We start from the raw sequence: 18,099 nt of genomic DNA, 5'->3' as shown, positions 1-18,099 counted from the left end.
GCGCTCCCGGCTATTCACCTTAATTGGCATTCTGCATAATGATCCACTTTTGTCGTGTACCATCGTACATTAATTTCACCATATGGTATCTTTTCACTACCATGTTATCGTTCGCTTCTATTCGGTTTCCGAAGATAGACAGTAAACTGTTTGGCAGGAAGTTGATATCTCCAGACACAGGATATAACCAGATGGTTTGTCCGTCTTCACCGGCTTTTATACCACTTATAAAGGCATCACCTAACAAACTCGTAATTCTGATCACAGATTTGTCTTCGTTGGGTTCTCCCGGAAGTATGATCAATTCCAGATCATCTATAATAGGTAAGCCCAAAACAGGGATGTCCCCTATTTTTTCTCTTCTATTAATGGCTCTAATTCGATTATTTTCAAGGATCAGGTTTTCATCGACTTCAACTTCGACAAAATTTCCAAAATCGTCGACACCAACTATTTTTTTGGCAACGATCTCATTGGCATTGGAACGCAATCCTCTAATTCGTACGTCTCCGTTTACGTCTAATGTGGTTGAGGGTTCGGTGGTGTTGATTCCAACCTGGCTGTAGCTAGTTATTCCTATTAAGAACATAAGTAGCAGGGGGGCTAAATGTCTCATAACTTCTTAATTTAATGAGATAAACATAGTAGTTCATCAGATTTGAGAAGTGAAATGTAAGACATATCCTGTTAAAATTGCATAGCTAGGTAGGTCTTTCTTTACATTTTTCGATGTATTGACAATTTTTATCGGAGAAGTGCTTAATTACTCGATATCAAAGCATTATGAAAGTAGGAAAAATCGGTATTATGGTGAATGAATTCAAAGGGAGCACCACTTTATAGGAAGGAGTGTAAATTAAAACTAAAAACCCTGCCTGATATATTGGCAGGGCTTAGCTAAAATTCAATATCACCCATATAAAACTTAACTTAACCTAAACGGGTGAATGAAAAAAGGCCGCTTTTAGAAAGCAACCCTTTTATTTCGCTTTTATTAACTCCCCAATTAATTAAGCATGGTAAAGATGCGAAACATAGTACATATCATACAACAGGGTTTTTCCTGTTTTGTATAAGGATTTTTCCTAACGTTAATTTTTTTAAAAAATAGTACTCCAATAAGAATAAATATATTTACTTTGTTATTCAAAGTACTTTATTATGAGTGAACAAGAATATTTAAAAGACATTAGCGAGATCAAAAGTTTAATGAACCGTTCTTCCCGCTTTATTTCCCTTAGTGGTCTCTCCGGTATTTTTGCCGGAGTTTATGCGATAATCGGAGCTGCTGTTGCTTATTTCTTTCTCTTACCCAAAGGCGATTTTGTAGTATTACACAGTTGGAATTTCAAAATGCTTCTTGGCTTGCTTTTGCTGGTCGCTGTTTTAAGTGTGGTGACTGCTTTCCTCCTTACCACAAGAAAAGCAAAACAAAATAAGGTGCCGATCTGGGATACCACCACCAAAAGACTTTTACTTAATTTTATAGTCCCATTGCTTACCGGAGGAATATACATTCTAATAAAGTTAAACAGTCAGCACTACGGCCTCACCGCTTCTCTAATGTTGATATTTTACGGACTCGCACTAGTGAATGCTTCAAAATATACTATTGGAAATATTAAGTATCTTGGTTATGTAGAGATCGTGGCCGGTTTAATTTGTGCTGCCCTACCGGGATACGGCTTTTGGTTTTGGATCTTCGGATTTGGAGTGATGCACATCATTTATGGCAGTATTATGTGTATGCAGGAGAAAAAACAATAGTAGTGGGTATAATAGACAATATAAATAAAGTATTCGATCATAGAATACGACTGGGGATCATGTCGATCCTTGTGGTAAATGAAGACGCCGACTTTAACCGCCTAAAGGAGTTACTGGATGTGACCGACGGCAATTTGGCAAGCCACCTTAAAGCTCTGGAACAGGCCGAATATATCCTGGTTCAAAAGCAATTCATTGGACGAAAACCGAATACTCGCTATTCGGCCACTACCTTGGGAAATAACGAATTCAAAAAACATATTAATGCGCTTGAAAAACTGATCAAAAAATAACACAAAAAATTTTTACTAACTTACTTTGAAATACAAAGTACTTTTAATTTAAAATTATGGAACAGAAAAGAAACAAATTCTCAAACTGGTTACGCAACTCTATAACTGCCCGTATGCTCGTAGTAGGACTCCTACTACTTGTTTTACTTATTCCCTTACAATTCGTGAAGGAACTCATTCAGGAGCGCGCGCTTAGACAACAGGAAGTCATTAATGAAACCAATGACAAGTGGGGAAATGAAGTGGTGTTCTCGGGGCCCATTATAAAAATTCCCTATAAAACCATTAAAGAAGAAACTGTTTTTAATAAAGTGAATAAAACGTATAGTAAGTTAGTTACCGAGCCTGTAAAATACGCGTATTTCTTCCCTGAAAAGCTTCATATAGATACCAAAGTTCAAAGCAAGGAACTTAACCGAAGTATTTATGAGTCGGTAGTATTTACTGCAGACATGAACATTTCGGGCAACTTTCCCCTTATCGATTTTAGTGGAAGCGATATTCCTTCGGAAAAAATACTCTGGGAAAAAGCGACCTTACTCATCAAAACATCAAACTTAAAAGGGATCAGGAATACGCTGGAGATCGGTCTGGATTCAGAAAAACTGCAAATGACACCCCAATACGACAAAGAATACCTCAACACCATACAAAGCACCCCGATAACTACGTTTAAGGACATCAACACCAAACCCATCCCGTTTTCTTTTACTATTACGATCAATGGAAGTGATCACCTTCATTTTATTCCTATTGGTAAAGAAACCACCGCAATAATGAACTCAGACTGGCACTCCCCTAGTTTTAACGGACGCTTTTTACCTGAAGATGGTTCACGGGATATTAACGCAGATGGCTTTAGTGCCTCATGGAAAGTACTGCAGATCAACAGACAGTTCGAGCAGTCCTTCTTTGGGTATCTACCCGACCTTAGTGAGTTTGCCTTCGGTACCAAGCTCATTATTCCCGTAGATGAATATCAAAAAAGCGAACGAACCGCAAAGTATGGGTTTATGGTCATCGGACTCACTTTGCTCGTCTTTCTTCTCATCCAATTGGTAAGTAAAATCCATATTCACCCGTTTCAATATGTCATGATCGGCCTCGCTCTGGTTATGTTCTATACCTTACTTATATCCATTTCAGAACACAGTTCGTTCTTTAAGTCATACGCCATAGCAGGAGCATCGGTGCTGGCACTCATCACCATTTATTCCAGAGCCATACTCAAAGGATTTAAATTTCCTTTGCTGGTTTGTACCTCACTGGCATCGTTATACGGATTTATATATGTGATCATACAATTGGAAAGCTACGCCTTGTTGGTTGGAAGTATAGGATTGTTCGCTATTCTGGCCATAGTTATGTTCGCTTCACGTAAGATCGATTGGGGTAACGAATCATAAAAAGTAACTTTAATGTCAAATAGAAAAAGGATGTTCGTCTTTAAAATTCGATATGTTATCGCCACACTGGTCTTGCTGCTCATCGAGGTCGCCATAGCGTTTTGGAGCGTTCATCCTTTTATACGTGGTTTTTTGGGCGATGTTTTGGTAGTATTGCTCCTATATACTTTCCTGACAAGTTTTCTCTCATTTTCTTCGGAAAGGATAGCCTTTACCGTATTACTTTTTGCCTTCGGAATAGAATTCTTACAGCTTGCAGATCTCACTGAAGCCTTGAACATTCAGAATCCTGTTCTTAAAATTGTTGTGGGCTCGGTGTTCGATCCGTGGGACCTTCTCGCCTATCTAACAGGCTTTTTTATCATTATTCTAATCGAAAAACTATTCCGAAAAAATGAATGCGCTTAAATATATCATCTTCAATCGCTTTAAAATCCTTGCCTTGCTTTTTTTAGGAATATTCGGAAGCATTGCTTTACTCGCTTTACGAATGGAACTTACCCAGTCCTTTTTTCTCCTTTTTATGACATGGAATCTCTTTCTTGCCATTCTACCATATTTAATTTCACTATGGTTAAACAACACAAATCAGCCAAAGTTAATTATGGGGTTGGTATTTATCACTTGGCTGCTGTTCCTCCCAAATGCTCCTTATATTGTTACAGATATTATCCATCTAAGGTTAACCCAACCCGAAATGCTATGGCTGGACAGTATCCTTATTATATCATTTGCACTCACCGGGCTTTTCCTGTATGTACTTTCACTTTCCGAAATGGAAAAGGTTCTGAAACGACACCTAAGCAATGGGTTCTCAAAATTAGTGCTTCTGTGTATCCCTTTTTTATGCGGATTTGGCATTTTTCTCGGAAGGACATTGCGGTGGAATTCGTGGGATATTTTACAACAACCCAATCAACTCCTTAAAGATGTATTAAGGATCATCTTCTTTCCTTCCCAAAATACAGATGCATATCTGTTTATTATTGGCTTCGGAATTCTGTTGCTATTTATGAACTTAATATTTAAAAAATTTATTATCAGGCACTTGGAAGAACCATTACCTGGCGAAGCGAGACATACATTTTGAATTTTCAGGAATTAGTGTATTTTGCAATAAATAACACCTCTCAAACGATGACTTTTCGCACCCTTCTTTTCACTCTGTTTATTGTTTTATTTTCTCTGTCGGCCTCCTCGCAAGGCCGAAAATCGGCAACTTTCGGGACACTCTCCCATGAAGTAAACACTATAGAATCATATCCGCAGGACCCTGAGGCGGCGGCAGTAGTCGTGTTCGAAAAAGGAAAGACCTATGCCTCTTTGATCAACAACCGCATGTTACTGGTCACCGAAGTTCATGTGATCACCAAGGTTTTGGACGCTTCCAGATTCGATCAGGGTATCATTGAAATTCCATACTACCGAGGCAGCAACACTAAGGAAAACATCAGCCATTTAAAGGCCATAACTCACAATGGAAAGGTTCAGACCTTTGTGAAAAGTTCCGAAATATTTGATAAGGATATTACCGAAAACTGGTCCTTAAAAAGTTTTTCGTTTTCCGATATTCAAAATGGCAGTGTGCTAGAATACACCTATCGACGTGAAACTCCGTTCTTCTTTAATATAAACGGCTGGGAATTTCAGGGAAAATTACCAAAGATCTATAGTGAGTACGAAACCGAGCTGCCCGGAAATTTTGTTTACCGCAGAGCCTTGGTCGGAACCGAAAAACTAGATATTAATAAAGTCTCTTTAAAGAGGGATTGCTTTCACATCCCGGGCTTTGCTCAAAACGCCGATTGCGAGGTGTCTACCTACGCTATGCATCATGTTCCGGCATTTCAAGAAGAGGATTATATGCTTTCTCCAAAAAACTATCGCTCAAATATAAACTATGAGCTAAAGGAATACACCGATTTTAAAGGGAACAAGAGTGAGTTTACGCGCGAGTGGAAGGATGTTGATAAGGAAATTAGAAACAACAAGGATATTGGAGGTCAGCTTAAATATGATAAGCTCTTTGAAAAGGAATTACCGCAAAATATATTGTCCATTCCCAATAAACTCGATCGGGCCAAAGCCGTTTATTCTTATATCCGTGATTATTACACCTGGAACGAAAAATATGCTCTCTTTGGGGATGCGCGAGTAAAAGATGCTTTCGAAGAAAAGTCGGGCTCCATAAAGGAAATCAATCTTTCTCTGATCAATGCACTCGAAGCAGCCGATCTGGATGCAAAGATGGTCTTATCGTCCACCCGGGATAATGGATTACCGGGGTTCTTATATCCTGTGCTTACAGATTTCAATTATCTGTTTGTTTTGCTGGAGATAGACGGCACTAAATATTTACTGGATGCTTCAGAAAAATACGCTCCCTTTGGTTTAGTACCTTTTCGAGCACTAAATATTCAGGGACGCGTCATGGACCTGAAAGAGGAAAGCAGTTGGACTCCAATTGTTCCGTTTAACAAGAATGTACATTATGTAAATGCTCAATTTACCGCAGGTGATAACGGTTCATTCGAGGGGTCTGTTGAAGAGATAAGTACGGGCTATATAGGCTTAAGTAAGCGTCGCGAATTTGCAAACCGGGCTGTGACCGAAATTGTTTCTGAAAAGCAAAAGTCCTCTGTAGAATTATTGCTGAGCGACTATAAAACTGAAGCCCTCAAGGAAATAGAAGAACCCTTAAAAGAAACTTATAATCTAAAATTAGAATCAGAACTGGTTGCCGATGAGGTGTTTTTATATCCTTTCCTTGTAAATCCGTTATTTACTGAAAATCCGTTTAAACTTAACGAAAGATCTTATCCCGTGGATTTTGGGTATCCGCTAACTAATACCTATTTATATCAGATCGATCTTAACGGAAAGTATACGATCCCGGAGTTACCGCAAAACCAACGGGTAAAATTACCTCAGGATGGAGGAGAATTTATTATCTCCTATGTTGAGGAAAACGGAATCCTCAATATCAAATTCGACCTTAAGCTCGAAAAAGAACGCTACGGAGCAGAGGCTTATAAAAGTCTGCAGGACTTCTTTAACCGAATTATTACCGTTCTTAAGAACCAGCCCTTGGTGCTTAAAAAGGTTTAAATCATACCTTCCGCATACGATTGTAAATAACTAAACCTCTTGGTTAATGTACCTTCTAAAGTGGTCATTCGTGCGCGTTCCAGTATTTCATGCTCATCTCCGTTGAAAAATGCAGGGATCACGTGCTCCAGAAACATTTCCCCAAATCCTTCGCTGGCATCTTTGGGTAATTCACAGGGTAAATTATCCACAGCCATTACAGTAATGGCGCCTGGGGCGTTAAAGATGGTTTCTGTTTCAGATTTTGGGTCGTAGCCATAAAATGGATCGGCTATGGTCGAAGCACGCAGGGTACTTGCCACCGGCCCGTCCACATCGCAGGAAATATCGGCCACCAGATCAATATTGAAATCGGGGTGACGCGCATCCTCCCGAGTAAACAAATACGGCGCTCCGTTCCCGTAAAAATGTCCGGCAATAAACATATCGCTCACTTTGGCATACTTCATAAAGTCGCTTTCATAACCGGACGGATCCTTATAGAACTTATACTTGTCCATAGGCTTTCCGTCAACGCGTTTGTTGTACTCGGTAACATCGATAAGGCAATATACGGCTTCATTAAATGACTCTGAAAGGTATTGGGCATCGGTAACTTCTTTGATCTTTAAATGATCGAGGATCTCTCGGGCTCCTTTGGCCACTTTTCCGGTTCCGGAAAGGATGATCCTTAGGCTATTAGGTACGGTGATCTTATTCAATTCTGCTTTTACGGCTTTAAGGTCGCGTAGCGTTTCCACTTTTGGCAGTTCGAAGAGGTCATCTCTTAATCCCAGTGCCCTAAACGCATTATAAGCGCCCACAAGTCCTGCGTATCGACCAAATCCGATAAGGCGGGCTCCGCTTTTGCGTACAATGGTCTCATGGTCATAAAGCTCGATCTTCTTATCGAGGATTGCGCGAAGGAGTTTTTGATTATAGGGTTGTTTTTTTATGGTATGACTGAAAAAGAAATATTTTTTCTTCGGAATAAGAGCTTCCACAGGAACTTCCTTAACCCCGAGCATCACATCTGCTTCTGAAACATCATCCAAAACTTCAAATCCGGCAGCTCGATAGGCTTCATCGGGGAAGATACGTACCTCTGAAGCTTCGACGATAATTTTCGCATCGGGAAAAGTTTTTATGACTTCCTGACATTTTTGAGGTGAAAAAACGACACGTCTGTCGGGTGGATTCTTACGTTCTTTAATGATTGCGAAGGTGATAGCCATTTGGAATGCTTTTTGTTCATTATTTACGGGCGCAAAGATAGTGTTTTATAGTATCTTTGGAACCCGGTTTCGGGTAGGGATTGAGGTACACTACCCCGTTTGCGAGCGCTTCGGCGAGCAAGCGTGTAGCACCGAAAGCCCGGCTTGATACGCCGGAGCCTAGGCGGAGGTGTAGGAAGCACCCGCCAAAAAAAATAAGATCTTTGAAAAAACACTTATGATCTAAGTTCATAAGATCCCTGTTGATGCAGGGAATATTGGGGCCGACTGGTTTTGACAGCGGGTCTAATTGTAATGTAAGCATGTCGAGCGCTGGGAAACAGCTCGTAAATCTCATTTTTCACACTTTTTAAACGGCGAGAATAACTACGCCCTAGCTGCATAATCCGAATTATAGTAGGATAATGCCTCGGCCCGCAAGGCGGGCAAGCAGGAACTCACTCGAACGCCTTGGTTTACGGCAGTCGGTTTAGTGAGTTCGTAAAAGTAGACCTATCGGGTACAGGGCGTTGATGTATCTGAGACATTTAAGCGGCGATAAGGGGTGCGTTGGTAGTTTTCGACCGGCAAGCCCTCGAAAACCTAAATGAAAACTAAGCATGTAGAAAGCGTTATGGTTGCACGTTTGGACGAGGGTTCGACTCCCTCCGGCTCCACGATCAAGCAGTAATCTCTGCAATGGATTCAAATTAGAAAATGCCTGAAAGCTTGCTTTTGAGGCATTTTTTATTTGAAGACGTTTTGATTGCGAAGCAAGCAAGAGATTACTATTTGCAGGACTGGAACCAGTAGGGATCACCGAAGGTACTCCCTGATAAAGCGTTCGGCCTGCGGTCGTCTCACGCCAGCGCGACAAGCTGGCCCCTCACTAAAAATGTCCGCAGGACATTTTGTAAACGCTCGGCCCTCTCTGGCTCCACGATCAAGCAGTAATCTCTGCAATGGATTCAAATTAGAAAATGCCTGAAAGCTTGCTTTTGAGGCAATTTTTATTTGAAGACGTTTTGATTGCGAAGCAAGCAAGAGATTACTATTTGCAGGACTGGAACCAGTAGGGATCACCGAAGGTACTCCCTGATAAAGCGTTCGGCCTACGGTCGTCTCACGCCAGCGCGACAAGCTGGCTCCACCTTCGCCATTCGAAATTTCGAACACAATGAGAAGTGAAGGAAGGTTTTTTTAACTACTATATTTTCAAATAAATTGTTACATTTCACCTAAGTGAGAAAATTTAAACAATACGAAATTGTGCTCATGGTGGCGGCGGCTGCGATCACAATATTCGGACTAATTACAGGAAAGTTTCTGTTCGTGTTTGTGTGGCTACCTCTTGGCTTTTTATTTGGCAAGAAAAGAAAGGAGTAAAGAAAATATCGGCTTAGATGACAATAAAAAAACCACCTTTCGGTGGTTTCTCATCAGGCCTTTTGTCGCTCTTCAACCTTTATAAAGCTGAGAACGATCAAAACAGGAATTATTAAATATATCTTCGTGAGTGTTGCTGCCGGTAGTGGTTCTAATAAAATATGCGAACCCAGCGAGGCAATAACAATAGCGATTAGCAACACCTTTATTCCGTAAAAAAATAATTGGTACATGATAATGGGGGGATTATGCGCTAATGGCGCTGTTAGCAATTTCTTGTTCTACATTGTTATAGTGATATAGCAATGATTTGTAAAAACGGGACTTGGCAGGACCGTTCTCCAAACAACCTTTTAAGGTTTCTTCCAGATTCGTGTACGAGATCTTAACAGATACCGCATCTTTTAACTGGTATAATTTATCGTGAAGTGGCCGGGATGAGCTAGATGTCCATAATGATATCGTCGATTTGTCATAATCGATTGTCACGTCGACTGCTTTAAAAAAGAATTTTAAAAGTGACTTCTGAAAATTATAATTGTCGGTAGTAGGTTGAGCGCAACTTTTTTTAATGAGCTTACGCAACTCTTCTTGAACAATTTGATCCTGATTTTTCATAGCGATCCGTTTTTTAGGTTATTCTAATTTACGCATAGAACGCTAGTTCGGATGTTAAGAAAATGTGGTTTTGCAAAACTTTAACTACATATTTTTCAATGTGTTAAATAAATTAAGAGGATTGTAATGGACTTCCCACGAAAACCTGATTCGGTCTAAATGGGATGCTATTTTTTAGTAGGCATATCTTGGGCGGTCCAGGCGGTGATTCCACCCTCAAGATCGAAGATCGTTTTAAAACCTTCCTGTTCCATTATTTTTGCTGCCCTAGCACTTCGCCCTCCACTTCGGCAATATACATAGACCGGCATCGCGGGATCTAAAGTCTGAATCGCGCGAACAAAGGAATTTGAATTCACATCCAGGTTAACGGCACCTTCAATATGACCATCTGAAAATTCGCTTGGTGTGCGTACATCCAAAAGCTGGACGTTTTGATTATTCTGCTGAATTGCCGAATTAAAATCGCTTACCGTCAATACCACAATAGAATTAGCCTGTTCAGATATGGTGCTTGTTGATACTTCCGAATTCATCTCAGAAGCTTTGGTAGCATTGTCCATACATGCACCGAGTAGCAATACGCTACAGCCTAAAAAAACACTTGTTAGAATTCTAAAAGTAAAGGTCATACCGTTTTATCTCCTTCCCATTCACTAAAACCTCCTAAAAGATTATATGTTGTGTCGAATCCGATGGATTCCAGGATCATACAAGCCTGAGCACTTCGGCTTCCGGAGCGACAATAGACGTAATAATTCTTTGACTTATCCATGAGGTTAGCCTTTTCCATAAAGGCGCCGGCATTATAGATATCCAATTGTTTTGCTCCCGGAATATATCCTTCGGCCACTTCTTCATCGGTGCGTACATCGAGAATTACAGCGTCTTTATCGGCCTTAATTTGTTCGTTCCACTGATTTTGAGTGAGATCCTTCATGTTTTAAAAATTTGCGTAAAAATAGAAAAACTTTTGTGTATACATAAAGAAACCGGCTCTTCTACGATGTAAAAAAACCGGTTTAAATTCATTTAATGATCATTTACTGCTTTACTGAACAACCAATGGCCTTGGTTTCCTTTACGGTTACTTCGGTACCGGCGATCAACTGATTTACAGCGTTTGCTAAAAAGCGATCCTTTACGGCAGATCCATCCCTAACATTATCGTCAATTGCTCCTATATATCGAACAATTCGATCTCCGTCTGCTGTTTTCTGTAAAAGATATACATGAGGTGTTTTGGTAGCACCGTAGGTGGCGTATACCGACTGACTCTCATCATAAAGGTACGGGAAGGTAAAACCTTTTTCCTTGGCCTTTTTCTGCATCAATTCGTACGAGTCGTCCGGTTGTACTTCAGGATTATTAGGATTTATGGCAATTACCGGATAACCCTTTGTTTTAAATTCCTTATCCAATGCTATGATACGGTCTTCGCTGGCCACGGCATAAGGACAGGTATTACAGGTAAAAATGACAATAAAGCCATCGGCATTGGGATAGTCGTCGTAAGAGACCATCTTTCCGTCTACATTCTTTAAGTTGATATTTGCAGCCTTATCCCCAATGGTATAGCCCTTTGTAGTGCCAGATTCCGCAGTGCTTGTAAAACTACTAAACGCAAACACGCCCAGGATGGCAATGACTGCAACGGTTAATATACTTTTTGTTTTCATACGATTATAAGATTGTTTTAAGTTCAGTTTCTAATTCATTATAGGTAAAGGAGCGTTCGTAAAATTTACGTGCTCCGTTCTTTATCATTAAAGTTGCAGGGATAGAACCACTCCATTCGGGACTCACCATAGGAATCCAGGTATTTGCTGCGGGGTCATCGAGAAGAACCACGGTTGAATTTAATTGATGCTTCTCCACGAAAGGGAGCAGTTGAGAATCCAGTTTTTTAGGATCATCCAGACTCACTAACATCACTTTTACTTTATCTTCTGAATATTTGGAATTGATCTCTTCAAAGTATGGTAATTCCTTGATACATGGTTTGCACCAGGTAGCCCAAAAATTAACAATGTAGGTGGTGTCGTTACTCTTGCTGAATTCGGGTTCCAAACCTTCAAAATTATATACAGCAATTTTTCCGTCTGTATTGGTATAGGACTCGGCTTTATCTATTTCTTCTGAAACTTCAGCTTCTTCGGAAGGAGTTTCTTTGCCTTCCACACAAGCCTGAAACACCATAAATAACAACAACAAATAAGTAAACTTCATAGCCTAAAAATATTTAAACCAATAATAAGCATAAAACTTTTAACAATTCATTTAGAGTTAAAAAAATAATTACCAGACAAGCTGAATTAATTTTTTGTTAAAATTAGTGTCAGACTTAAAAATCATATTACATTTGTACATACAAATATTGTACTTACATATATGAATATAGAAACCGCCATAAAATCTATTCACCAAATGGGGATCACGACAAAAACAGTGATCAATATCATGTATACTTCTCGGTTTGTAGAGGATGCCGTTTCGTCTGTACTCAAACCTTATGACCTTACATCTCAGCAATACAATGTGTTGCGTATCCTGCGCGGGCAAAACGGAAATCCGGCGAATTTGTGCACCATTCAGGAGCGGATGATCGATAAAAGCAGTAACACTACGCGCCTGGTTGATAAACTTATCCAAAAGGATTGGGCGAAACGCTCCATTTGCAAAACTAATCGACGCAAGGTAGAAATTGTGATCACAGAGACCGGTCTGGAGCTGTTAAAAGAACTTGACCCGCTTATTGAAAAGAATAACGAGAATTTGGTTTCAAACCTTTCAGAAGAACAAATGGAAGCTTTTAATAGCATTCTCGACTCTATACGAACCACATAAATTTTACATAAACAATTAAATACTAAAATCATGAAAACAATAATCAATTCTATTTTAATCATGTCTGTAGTCATGGGATCTACGGCATTTACAATTGCCGACAAGGAAAAGAAAGTAGTTACCGAAAGTACCATAAACTGGAAAGGTAAAAAGATCCTTGGCTCTCATACCGGAACGGTTACTTTAACTGAAGGATATCTGGAAATGGACGGTGACCAATTGGTTGGCGGAAAATTTGTCGTAGATATGACCTCCATCACGGTAACAGACCTTAAGGATAAAAATAAGGCAAAATTAGAAGGGCATCTTAAGAGCGATGATTTCTTTGGTGTTGAAAACCACCCAACTTCAACTTTAATTATCAAAAAAGCGACAAAAGTGGGAACCACCTATGAAGTCTCTGCAAACATGACCATAAAAGGAATCACAAATCCGTTGAATTTTGTTCTGGAAATGGGCCAGACAGGTGCCAGAGCAAGTGTGGTAATAGATCGCATGCAATACAATGTTCAGTTTGGTTCGGGAAGTATCTCCGATAAACTTGCAGATAACGCCATTTCAGACAATTTTGAACTGGATGTAATGATGAAATTCTAAACTCCCTTAAGCATGAATAAAGGTCTGCAGTAGCAGACCTTTTTTTATACAATAGAAATTGCGGAAACAGGCTGTGTTAATATTTTTCCGGCATCGGCATCTAACCAGTTTTCAAGAATGTTCGAATATATACTTCTAAAGTCAATTTCATAGATGAGATCTCCGTTGTCGTCCAATTTCGACAGATCCGGTGCCGCATTATAGAGTCCCGGTCTTTTCAGCTTCCCTCCTATCACAAAAACATTGTTGGCCGCACCATGGTCTGTTCCATCGGCAGCATTTTGAGACACTCTTCTTCCAAATTCAGAAAAAGTAAGGATCAACGTATCCTCAAAAGTATTGTTCGCTTTTAGATCGGCTACCAATGTCCCCACAGCATCACTATAGGTCTTTAGTAAGGAATCCTGGGCCCCAACTTGTTTCACATGTGTGTCGAAGCCACCCAGTGAGGCATAATACACTTTGGTATCCAGACCGGAATTGATAAACTCCGACAATGTTTTTAATTGCTTACCGAAGGACGATGTACCATAATTCATTTTTGAAGAATACACGCTGGATTTTTCATAGATATAGGAAGCAGATTGCTTTGCATCGATCATAGTCTGATATAAATAACCCATATTATGTTCACTAAGATGCTGTTGGTCATAGTTAGACAAAACACGTTTGAAGTAAGGGTCGGATGCTACCTTATTTAAAAATCCGGCATCGCGTGTAACCACTCCGGACCGGGTTTCTCCTTTCATAAGTACAGAAAGTGAATTCCCCAATTCTATAGCATTGTATGGTTTTGTACCATAATTATCCATAAAGCGTCCAACCCATCCATGCTTTATCACCTCATTTGCGCCACTGGCCGTCTGCCAGATATCGCTCGACCTGAAATGTGAACGATTAGGGTTTGGATAGCCTACGTTATTGATAATGGTCAACTCACCCGTATCGTATAACGATTTGAGTGATTTCAGATTTTTATGAAACCCAAGTTCATCATTGATTGGAAGCAGATCCCGGCGCTTTACAGCTATGGTAGGTCGCTCCCTGTAGTAAATATCATTTCTAAAAGGTACCAAAGCGTTGAGTCCGTCGTTCCCTCCTGCCAATTGTATGATCACCAGCCTTTTAATTCCTTTTGAAAGAAAAACCTGGGCATCCATGGCCTTTACGAAACCAGGTACAAACAGGAAGCTGCTTGCCAGAGCCGAATTTTTTAAGAAATCTCTACGTTTCATAGCCTCAGGTTAATTGAAATTCGGGCAGAGACATCAGCTGAAGACAAAGGTCCTCCTTCGATATATTCCCTCTTTCGTTAATAAGTTGCTCTGTACCACGGTTGGGCGCGGTGGCCAGTATAATTTCAGGAAGTTCTTGGGACGAAATCAATTTAAAATCTTCCTCAAATTTATTCCAGTTAGGACTTACTTTTAAATGTTGTCCAAACGTTTTTCTGTCCTTGTGATCCCAAGATCTTTCGGTAGGGATCATACCGTCACCTAATAAAACCGATGCCAGTTTTAACCGGATCATCAAACTATTGGTGTTGATCCATGCTCTGCCACCTTCCCATCCGGCAACGTTTGGTGGATTCATCAGTTCCTGACCCATGATGCGCTGAATAAAAACCTGTTCTCGGTTCCCTGAAAATCTAAAGGGAACTACCCGGTATACCGAAGCCAGTAGATCCACAGGTGATTTGATCTTGGTCCCTATATTTTCCTTTTCATAAAACCAGTCGCTCGTAAAAAGGTGCTTGAGAACCTGTTTAATCTCATTCGTTTGATAAAAAATATCGGCAAGCTCATTTATTCTCTCATCATTCAGATGTTCATTTACAAAGTAGACATACAGTTTTCCACAAATAAATCGGGCACACTGCCTGTCAGCACAGATGATATCTATAATATCATCACCGTTAAAAGTTCCTGTTTTTCCACGGAAGAACTTTGCTCCCGTATCATGTTGACTGTGATTCAATTTAAATCTGCCGTCCAAGGTATAACCGTAACCGGTAAAGGCACGGGCAGCTTCTTTAATATCATCTTCGGTATAATTATCCACCCCCAGCGTAAACAACTCCATGAGTTCTCTGGCAAAATTCTCATTGGGACGACTCTTTTTATTGAGGTTCGTACTTAAATAGCTCATCATGGCAGGCTCCTTGGAGATCACCTTCACAAACTCCCTGAAATTTCCTAGGGCATGAGCTCGAAGTGTATTATTGAACTGCAAGATGCGAGGTGCTATATAATCCTTACAGACAAATACATTAGCCCAAAAGAGCGTCATACGTTCATTAAGGGTTTCGGTTGGATCACAGATTCGTTCCAACCATGCTTTGTTGAGGTCGAATTTAAGATCACTTGTTTTTGTGAGTAGCTTTTTCAAATCCCTAAAGGTGGCATCAGGATTTTCCTCAAAGAATTCATCATAAGCAGACATATCGCCTTGCAGCGGTGTGATCCTTTCAGAATTTGAAAACAATTCATCAACGACCTGTTCCCGGGTAAACCGAACCTTGCCTTTGGCGTCCTGCGGACTTATCCCAAAACCTGCTCTGCGATATAAATGTTGAATATGAATAAATTCCATACCTATATATAACTAAAAACTATGCCAAAAGTTTTATGAAAGCATTATCTCATAAATTGTTTGGTGATTAAAATCCAATTTATATCTTTGGTCTTTCAACTATGAACAATAATAAATTACATACTTGGTGGTGGAAAAACTTACGTCGATCGTCGTGAGAGAATGCACTGTGGTATGTTTCATATACAAAGGCTTGTCTAATCACGACAAGCCTTTTTTTATACACTGAATTCTAGAATTGTTTACATGCAATATAAGTTAACCACATATTCCAAAAAGCTCCTGGCAGATACGCTTACCCCGGTTTCGGTGTATTTACGGCTGCGCGACAGATTTCCAAACAGTGTGCTGCTTGAAAGCAGTGATTATCACGCCAATGATAACAGCTTCAGTTATATCTGTTGCAATCCTATCGCTTCTATTACAATCGAAAATGAATCCATCACTCAAACCTTTCCGGATGGAGAATCCCTTAGTTCTTTAATTGACAGCAACATCAATGTACCACGGGTTATCAGTGATTTTGCCGAATCCTTTACTTCGGAAAGCAACTCCTTCAAATTTATTAACAACGGACTCTTCGGCTATATGGCCTACGATGCTGTTCGCTACTTCGAGTCGGTTTCGCTGAAGAAAAAAGAAAAACTACTCAACATCCCGGATGTTTATTATGCAGTTTATCAAAACATCATTGCGATCAATCATTTCAACAACGAAGCCTGGATCTTTGCACATTGCTATAATTCTGAAAATAACATTCAGCAATTAGAACAATTACTGAAAGCCAAGACCTTTGCCGAATATCCCTTTAACCGAAAAGGAGCGGTACAAACCAACCTGAGTGACTCCGGCTTTAAGGATCTGGTCAACAAGTGCAAACAACACTGTGCTCGTGGCGATGTATTTCAGATCGTGGCCAGCAAACGCTTTTCACAGGAATTTACGGGCGATGAATTCAACGTATACCGAACACTTCGCAGTGTGAATCCGTCACCGTATTTGTTTTATTTCGACTACGGGGATTTTAAAATCTTTGGGAGTTCGCCCGAGGCTCAGTTGGTAGTAAAAGGAGAAAAAGCAGAGATCCATCCCATTGCCGGAACCTTTAAACGCACCGGAAATGACGAACAGGATGCCGTGTTGGCGCGGAAACTGGCAGCCGATAAAAAAGAAAACAGTGAACATGTCATGCTGGTCGATCTGGCCCGTAACGACCTCAGCCGCCACGGAACAAACGTTACTGTTGAAACATACAAGGAAGTTCAGTTTTTTTCCCATGTAATTCATTTGGTGAGCAAGGTTTCGGCTAACAAACATAAAAACACGGCAACCATGCAGATCGTCGCCGACACTTTTCCGGCCGGAACTCTTAGTGGTGCACCAAAACATAAGGCAATGCAACTGCTGGAATCCTATGAAAACTGCAGTCGTGAATTTTACGGGGGAGCCATCGGATTTATGGATTTTAAAGGCAATTTCAACCATGCCATCATTATCCGTTCCTTTGTAAGCAAGGATCATTGGCTGCATTATCAGGCGGGAGCAGGTGTAGTTGCCGGAAGTTCAGCCGAAAATGAACTGCAGGAGGTGTATAATAAACTGGGGGCCTTAACAAAAGCGCTGGAACTGGCCGAATCCATATAAAATTTAAGTAGTTATATCATGTCTCAAACAAAACAGGAAAAAGAAGAAAAGCCTTCATCAAAAGAAAGGATCAGGATTGTTGTGATCGACAACTACGATAGTTTTGTGTACAATCTGGTGCATTATCTGGAGGAACTCAATTGCGAAGTGACCGTGCTGCGTAACGACCGCTTTCAACTGGAGGCTCTAAACGAATTCGACAAAATTCTACTGTCTCCCGGTCCTGGTATTCCTGATGAAGCGGGTTTACTAAAAACGGTAATAAAATCCTATGCAGCTTCCAAACCTATTCTTGGTGTTTGTTTAGGACAACAAGCCATTGGTGAAGTCTTTGGCGGAAGTATTACCAATCTCAACGAAGTATTTCACGGGGTTTCTACCAAGGCTACCATTGTTGTAAGGGACGAGCCCCTTTTTAAAGGTCTGGAGGATACTCTGGAAATTGGCAGATATCATTCCTGGGTTGTATCCCGGGAAGATTTTCCATCGGTACTGGAGATCACTTCGGTAGATGAAAATCAACAGATCATGTCGTTACGACACAGGGATTACGATATTAAAGGTGTACAATTTCATCCTGAAAGTGTCCTTACCCCTAAAGGAAAACAAATTATTAAAAACTGGGTGGAGAGTTAATCTTCAGAAGCA

20 protein-coding genes and 1 other RNA gene are annotated in these 18,099 nt (G+C 40.3%); 12 read left to right on the top strand and 9 right to left on the bottom strand.

Annotation, left to right across the window (positions count from 1 at the left end; all coding sequences use genetic code 11):
* Positions 1-19 precede the first annotated feature (19 nt).
* The gene (locus ALE3EI_RS08355) at positions 20-616 is read right to left on the bottom strand and encodes a hypothetical protein (protein WP_186987823.1); all 597 of its coding nucleotides are present in this window, start codon (positions 614-616) and stop codon (positions 20-22) included.
* A gap of 545 nt (positions 617-1,161) precedes the next feature.
* Here ALE3EI_RS08355 and ALE3EI_RS08350 point away from each other — a divergent pair.
* Genes ALE3EI_RS08350 through ALE3EI_RS08325 form a run of 6 tightly spaced genes read left to right on the top strand, consistent with a single transcriptional unit; the run spans position 1,162 to position 6,574 of the window.
* On the top strand, positions 1,162-1,767 hold the full coding sequence (locus tag ALE3EI_RS08350) for a hypothetical protein (RefSeq protein WP_186987822.1): 606 nt from the start codon (positions 1,162-1,164) through the stop codon (positions 1,765-1,767).
* A 2-nt stretch (positions 1,768-1,769) separates the two neighbouring features.
* Positions 1,770-2,060: a winged helix-turn-helix domain-containing protein gene (locus tag ALE3EI_RS08345; RefSeq protein WP_186987821.1), complete on the top strand. Its 291-nt coding sequence runs from the start codon at positions 1,770-1,772 to the stop codon at positions 2,058-2,060.
* A 56-nt stretch (positions 2,061-2,116) separates the two neighbouring features.
* Positions 2,117-3,466 (top strand): cell envelope integrity protein CreD, encoded by a 1,350-nt coding sequence (creD, locus tag ALE3EI_RS08340; RefSeq protein ID WP_186987820.1) that lies wholly within the window; start codon positions 2,117-2,119, stop codon positions 3,464-3,466.
* 12 nt (positions 3,467-3,478) lie between these two features.
* The gene (locus tag ALE3EI_RS08335; protein ID WP_186987819.1) at positions 3,479-3,874 is read left to right on the top strand and encodes a ribosomal maturation YjgA family protein; all 396 of its coding nucleotides are present in this window, start codon (positions 3,479-3,481) and stop codon (positions 3,872-3,874) included.
* Positions 3,861-4,556 carry a DUF1361 domain-containing protein gene (locus ALE3EI_RS08330; RefSeq protein ID WP_186987818.1) on the top strand — a complete coding sequence of 232 codons (696 nt, stop codon included), beginning with the start codon at positions 3,861-3,863 and terminating at the stop codon, positions 4,554-4,556. Before ALE3EI_RS08335 ends, ALE3EI_RS08330 begins: the two co-directional genes overlap by 14 nt.
* Before the next feature lie 47 nt (positions 4,557-4,603).
* Entirely contained in the window at positions 4,604-6,574 is a 1,971-nt protein-coding gene (locus ALE3EI_RS08325) for a hypothetical protein (protein WP_186987817.1), read from the top strand.
* On the opposite strand, the gene ALE3EI_RS08320 is transcribed toward ALE3EI_RS08325, so the two are convergent.
* Positions 6,571-7,782 carry an NAD(P)-dependent oxidoreductase gene (locus ALE3EI_RS08320; protein ID WP_186992333.1) on the bottom strand — a complete coding sequence of 404 codons (1,212 nt, stop codon included), beginning with the start codon at positions 7,780-7,782 and terminating at the stop codon, positions 6,571-6,573. The two genes, ALE3EI_RS08325 and ALE3EI_RS08320, sit on opposite strands and share 4 nt — an antisense overlap.
* Before the next feature lie 265 nt (positions 7,783-8,047).
* Here ALE3EI_RS08320 and ssrA point away from each other — a divergent pair.
* Together ssrA and ALE3EI_RS08310 are read left to right on the top strand one after the other, a co-directional pair.
* Positions 8,048-8,447: a transfer-messenger RNA gene (ssrA, locus tag ALE3EI_RS08315) on the top strand.
* A 562-nt stretch (positions 8,448-9,009) separates the two neighbouring features.
* Positions 9,010-9,153, top strand: coding sequence for a hypothetical protein (locus ALE3EI_RS08310; RefSeq protein WP_186992386.1), 144 nt, complete (start codon positions 9,010-9,012; stop codon positions 9,151-9,153).
* 246 nt (positions 9,154-9,399) lie between these two features.
* On the opposite strand, the gene ALE3EI_RS08305 is transcribed toward ALE3EI_RS08310, so the two are convergent.
* The 5 genes from ALE3EI_RS08305 to ALE3EI_RS08285 all read right to left on the bottom strand — a co-directional run bounded on the left by ALE3EI_RS08305 (position 9,400) and on the right by ALE3EI_RS08285 (position 12,000).
* A complete protein-coding gene (locus ALE3EI_RS08305) occupies positions 9,400-9,771 on the bottom strand; it encodes a hypothetical protein (protein ID WP_186987816.1) in 372 nt (123 codons plus the stop codon).
* A 167-nt stretch (positions 9,772-9,938) separates the two neighbouring features.
* The gene (locus ALE3EI_RS08300; RefSeq protein ID WP_233279941.1) at positions 9,939-10,403 is read right to left on the bottom strand and encodes a rhodanese-like domain-containing protein; all 465 of its coding nucleotides are present in this window, start codon (positions 10,401-10,403) and stop codon (positions 9,939-9,941) included.
* Positions 10,400-10,711 carry a rhodanese-like domain-containing protein gene (locus ALE3EI_RS08295; protein WP_186987815.1) on the bottom strand — a complete coding sequence of 104 codons (312 nt, stop codon included), beginning with the start codon at positions 10,709-10,711 and terminating at the stop codon, positions 10,400-10,402. The genes ALE3EI_RS08300 and ALE3EI_RS08295 overlap by 4 nt, the downstream gene beginning before the upstream one ends.
* A 103-nt stretch (positions 10,712-10,814) precedes the next feature.
* Positions 10,815-11,450: a thioredoxin family protein gene (locus ALE3EI_RS08290; protein WP_186987814.1), complete on the bottom strand. Its 636-nt coding sequence runs from the start codon at positions 11,448-11,450 to the stop codon at positions 10,815-10,817.
* A 4-nt stretch (positions 11,451-11,454) separates the two neighbouring features.
* A complete protein-coding gene (locus ALE3EI_RS08285; RefSeq protein ID WP_186987813.1) occupies positions 11,455-12,000 on the bottom strand; it encodes a TlpA disulfide reductase family protein in 546 nt (181 codons plus the stop codon).
* Between the two features lie 162 nt (positions 12,001-12,162).
* Between ALE3EI_RS08285 and ALE3EI_RS08280 the strand changes: the two genes are divergently transcribed.
* Complete coding sequence (locus tag ALE3EI_RS08280) at positions 12,163-12,618, top strand: MarR family winged helix-turn-helix transcriptional regulator (RefSeq protein ID WP_186987812.1); 456 nt, start codon at positions 12,163-12,165, stop codon at positions 12,616-12,618.
* A gap of 30 nt (positions 12,619-12,648) precedes the next feature.
* Entirely contained in the window at positions 12,649-13,215 is a 567-nt protein-coding gene (locus tag ALE3EI_RS08275) for a YceI family protein (RefSeq protein WP_186987811.1), read from the top strand.
* Positions 13,216-13,259: 44 nt separating this feature from the next.
* Here the strand turns inward: ALE3EI_RS08275 and ALE3EI_RS08270 are convergent, their stop codons facing one another.
* Together ALE3EI_RS08270 and ALE3EI_RS08265 are read right to left on the bottom strand one after the other, a co-directional pair.
* Positions 13,260-14,450, bottom strand: coding sequence for a DUF1501 domain-containing protein (locus ALE3EI_RS08270; protein WP_186987810.1), 1,191 nt, complete (start codon positions 14,448-14,450; stop codon positions 13,260-13,262).
* Positions 14,451-14,454: 4 nt separating this feature from the next.
* Complete coding sequence (locus ALE3EI_RS08265) at positions 14,455-15,807, bottom strand: DUF1800 domain-containing protein (RefSeq protein ID WP_186987809.1); 1,353 nt, start codon at positions 15,805-15,807, stop codon at positions 14,455-14,457.
* 246 nt (positions 15,808-16,053) lie between these two features.
* Here ALE3EI_RS08265 and ALE3EI_RS08260 point away from each other — a divergent pair, with 246 nt between their 5' ends.
* Entirely contained in the window at positions 16,054-17,451 is a 1,398-nt protein-coding gene (locus ALE3EI_RS08260) for an anthranilate synthase component I family protein (RefSeq protein ID WP_186987808.1), read from the top strand.
* An 18-nt stretch (positions 17,452-17,469) separates the two neighbouring features.
* The gene (locus tag ALE3EI_RS08255) at positions 17,470-18,087 is read left to right on the top strand and encodes an anthranilate synthase component II (protein WP_186987807.1); all 618 of its coding nucleotides are present in this window, start codon (positions 17,470-17,472) and stop codon (positions 18,085-18,087) included.
* Positions 18,088-18,099: the final 12 nt, after the last annotated feature.

The sequence above is a fragment of the Constantimarinum furrinae genome (assembly GCF_014295415.1).
In the GTDB taxonomy this organism is placed as follows: Bacteria; Bacteroidota; Bacteroidia; order Flavobacteriales; family Flavobacteriaceae; genus Constantimarinum; species Constantimarinum furrinae.
The sequence above is the reverse complement of the archived record's forward strand: the minus strand, read 5'-3'. Positions and strand labels throughout refer to the sequence as shown.

Coding starts and splice junctions, on each gene's coding strand:
- ALE3EI_RS08355 (WP_186987823.1), bottom strand. CDS start 616: ATGAGACATTTAGCCCCCCTGCTACTTATGTTCTTAATAGGAATAACT.
- ALE3EI_RS08350 (WP_186987822.1), top strand. CDS start 1,162: ATGAGTGAACAAGAATATTTAAAAGACATTAGCGAGATCAAAAGTTTA.
- creD (WP_186987820.1), top strand. CDS start 2,117: ATGGAACAGAAAAGAAACAAATTCTCAAACTGGTTACGCAACTCTATA.
- ALE3EI_RS08335 (WP_186987819.1), top strand. CDS start 3,479: ATGTCAAATAGAAAAAGGATGTTCGTCTTTAAAATTCGATATGTTATC.
- ALE3EI_RS08330 (WP_186987818.1), top strand. CDS start 3,861: ATGAATGCGCTTAAATATATCATCTTCAATCGCTTTAAAATCCTTGCC.
- ALE3EI_RS08325 (WP_186987817.1), top strand. CDS start 4,604: ATGACTTTTCGCACCCTTCTTTTCACTCTGTTTATTGTTTTATTTTCT.
- ALE3EI_RS08305 (WP_186987816.1), bottom strand. CDS start 9,771: ATGAAAAATCAGGATCAAATTGTTCAAGAAGAGTTGCGTAAGCTCATT.
- ALE3EI_RS08300 (WP_233279941.1), bottom strand. CDS start 10,403: ATGACCTTTACTTTTAGAATTCTAACAAGTGTTTTTTTAGGCTGTAGC.
- ALE3EI_RS08295 (WP_186987815.1), bottom strand. CDS start 10,711: ATGAAGGATCTCACTCAAAATCAGTGGAACGAACAAATTAAGGCCGAT.
- ALE3EI_RS08290 (WP_186987814.1), bottom strand. CDS start 11,450: ATGAAAACAAAAAGTATATTAACCGTTGCAGTCATTGCCATCCTGGGC.
- ALE3EI_RS08285 (WP_186987813.1), bottom strand. CDS start 12,000: ATGAAGTTTACTTATTTGTTGTTGTTATTTATGGTGTTTCAGGCTTGT.
- ALE3EI_RS08280 (WP_186987812.1), top strand. CDS start 12,163: ATGAATATAGAAACCGCCATAAAATCTATTCACCAAATGGGGATCACG.
- ALE3EI_RS08275 (WP_186987811.1), top strand. CDS start 12,649: ATGAAAACAATAATCAATTCTATTTTAATCATGTCTGTAGTCATGGGA.
- ALE3EI_RS08270 (WP_186987810.1), bottom strand. CDS start 14,450: ATGAAACGTAGAGATTTCTTAAAAAATTCGGCTCTGGCAAGCAGCTTC.
- ALE3EI_RS08265 (WP_186987809.1), bottom strand. CDS start 15,807: ATGGAATTTATTCATATTCAACATTTATATCGCAGAGCAGGTTTTGGG.
- ALE3EI_RS08260 (WP_186987808.1), top strand. CDS start 16,054: ATGCAATATAAGTTAACCACATATTCCAAAAAGCTCCTGGCAGATACG.
- ALE3EI_RS08255 (WP_186987807.1), top strand. CDS start 17,470: ATGTCTCAAACAAAACAGGAAAAAGAAGAAAAGCCTTCATCAAAAGAA.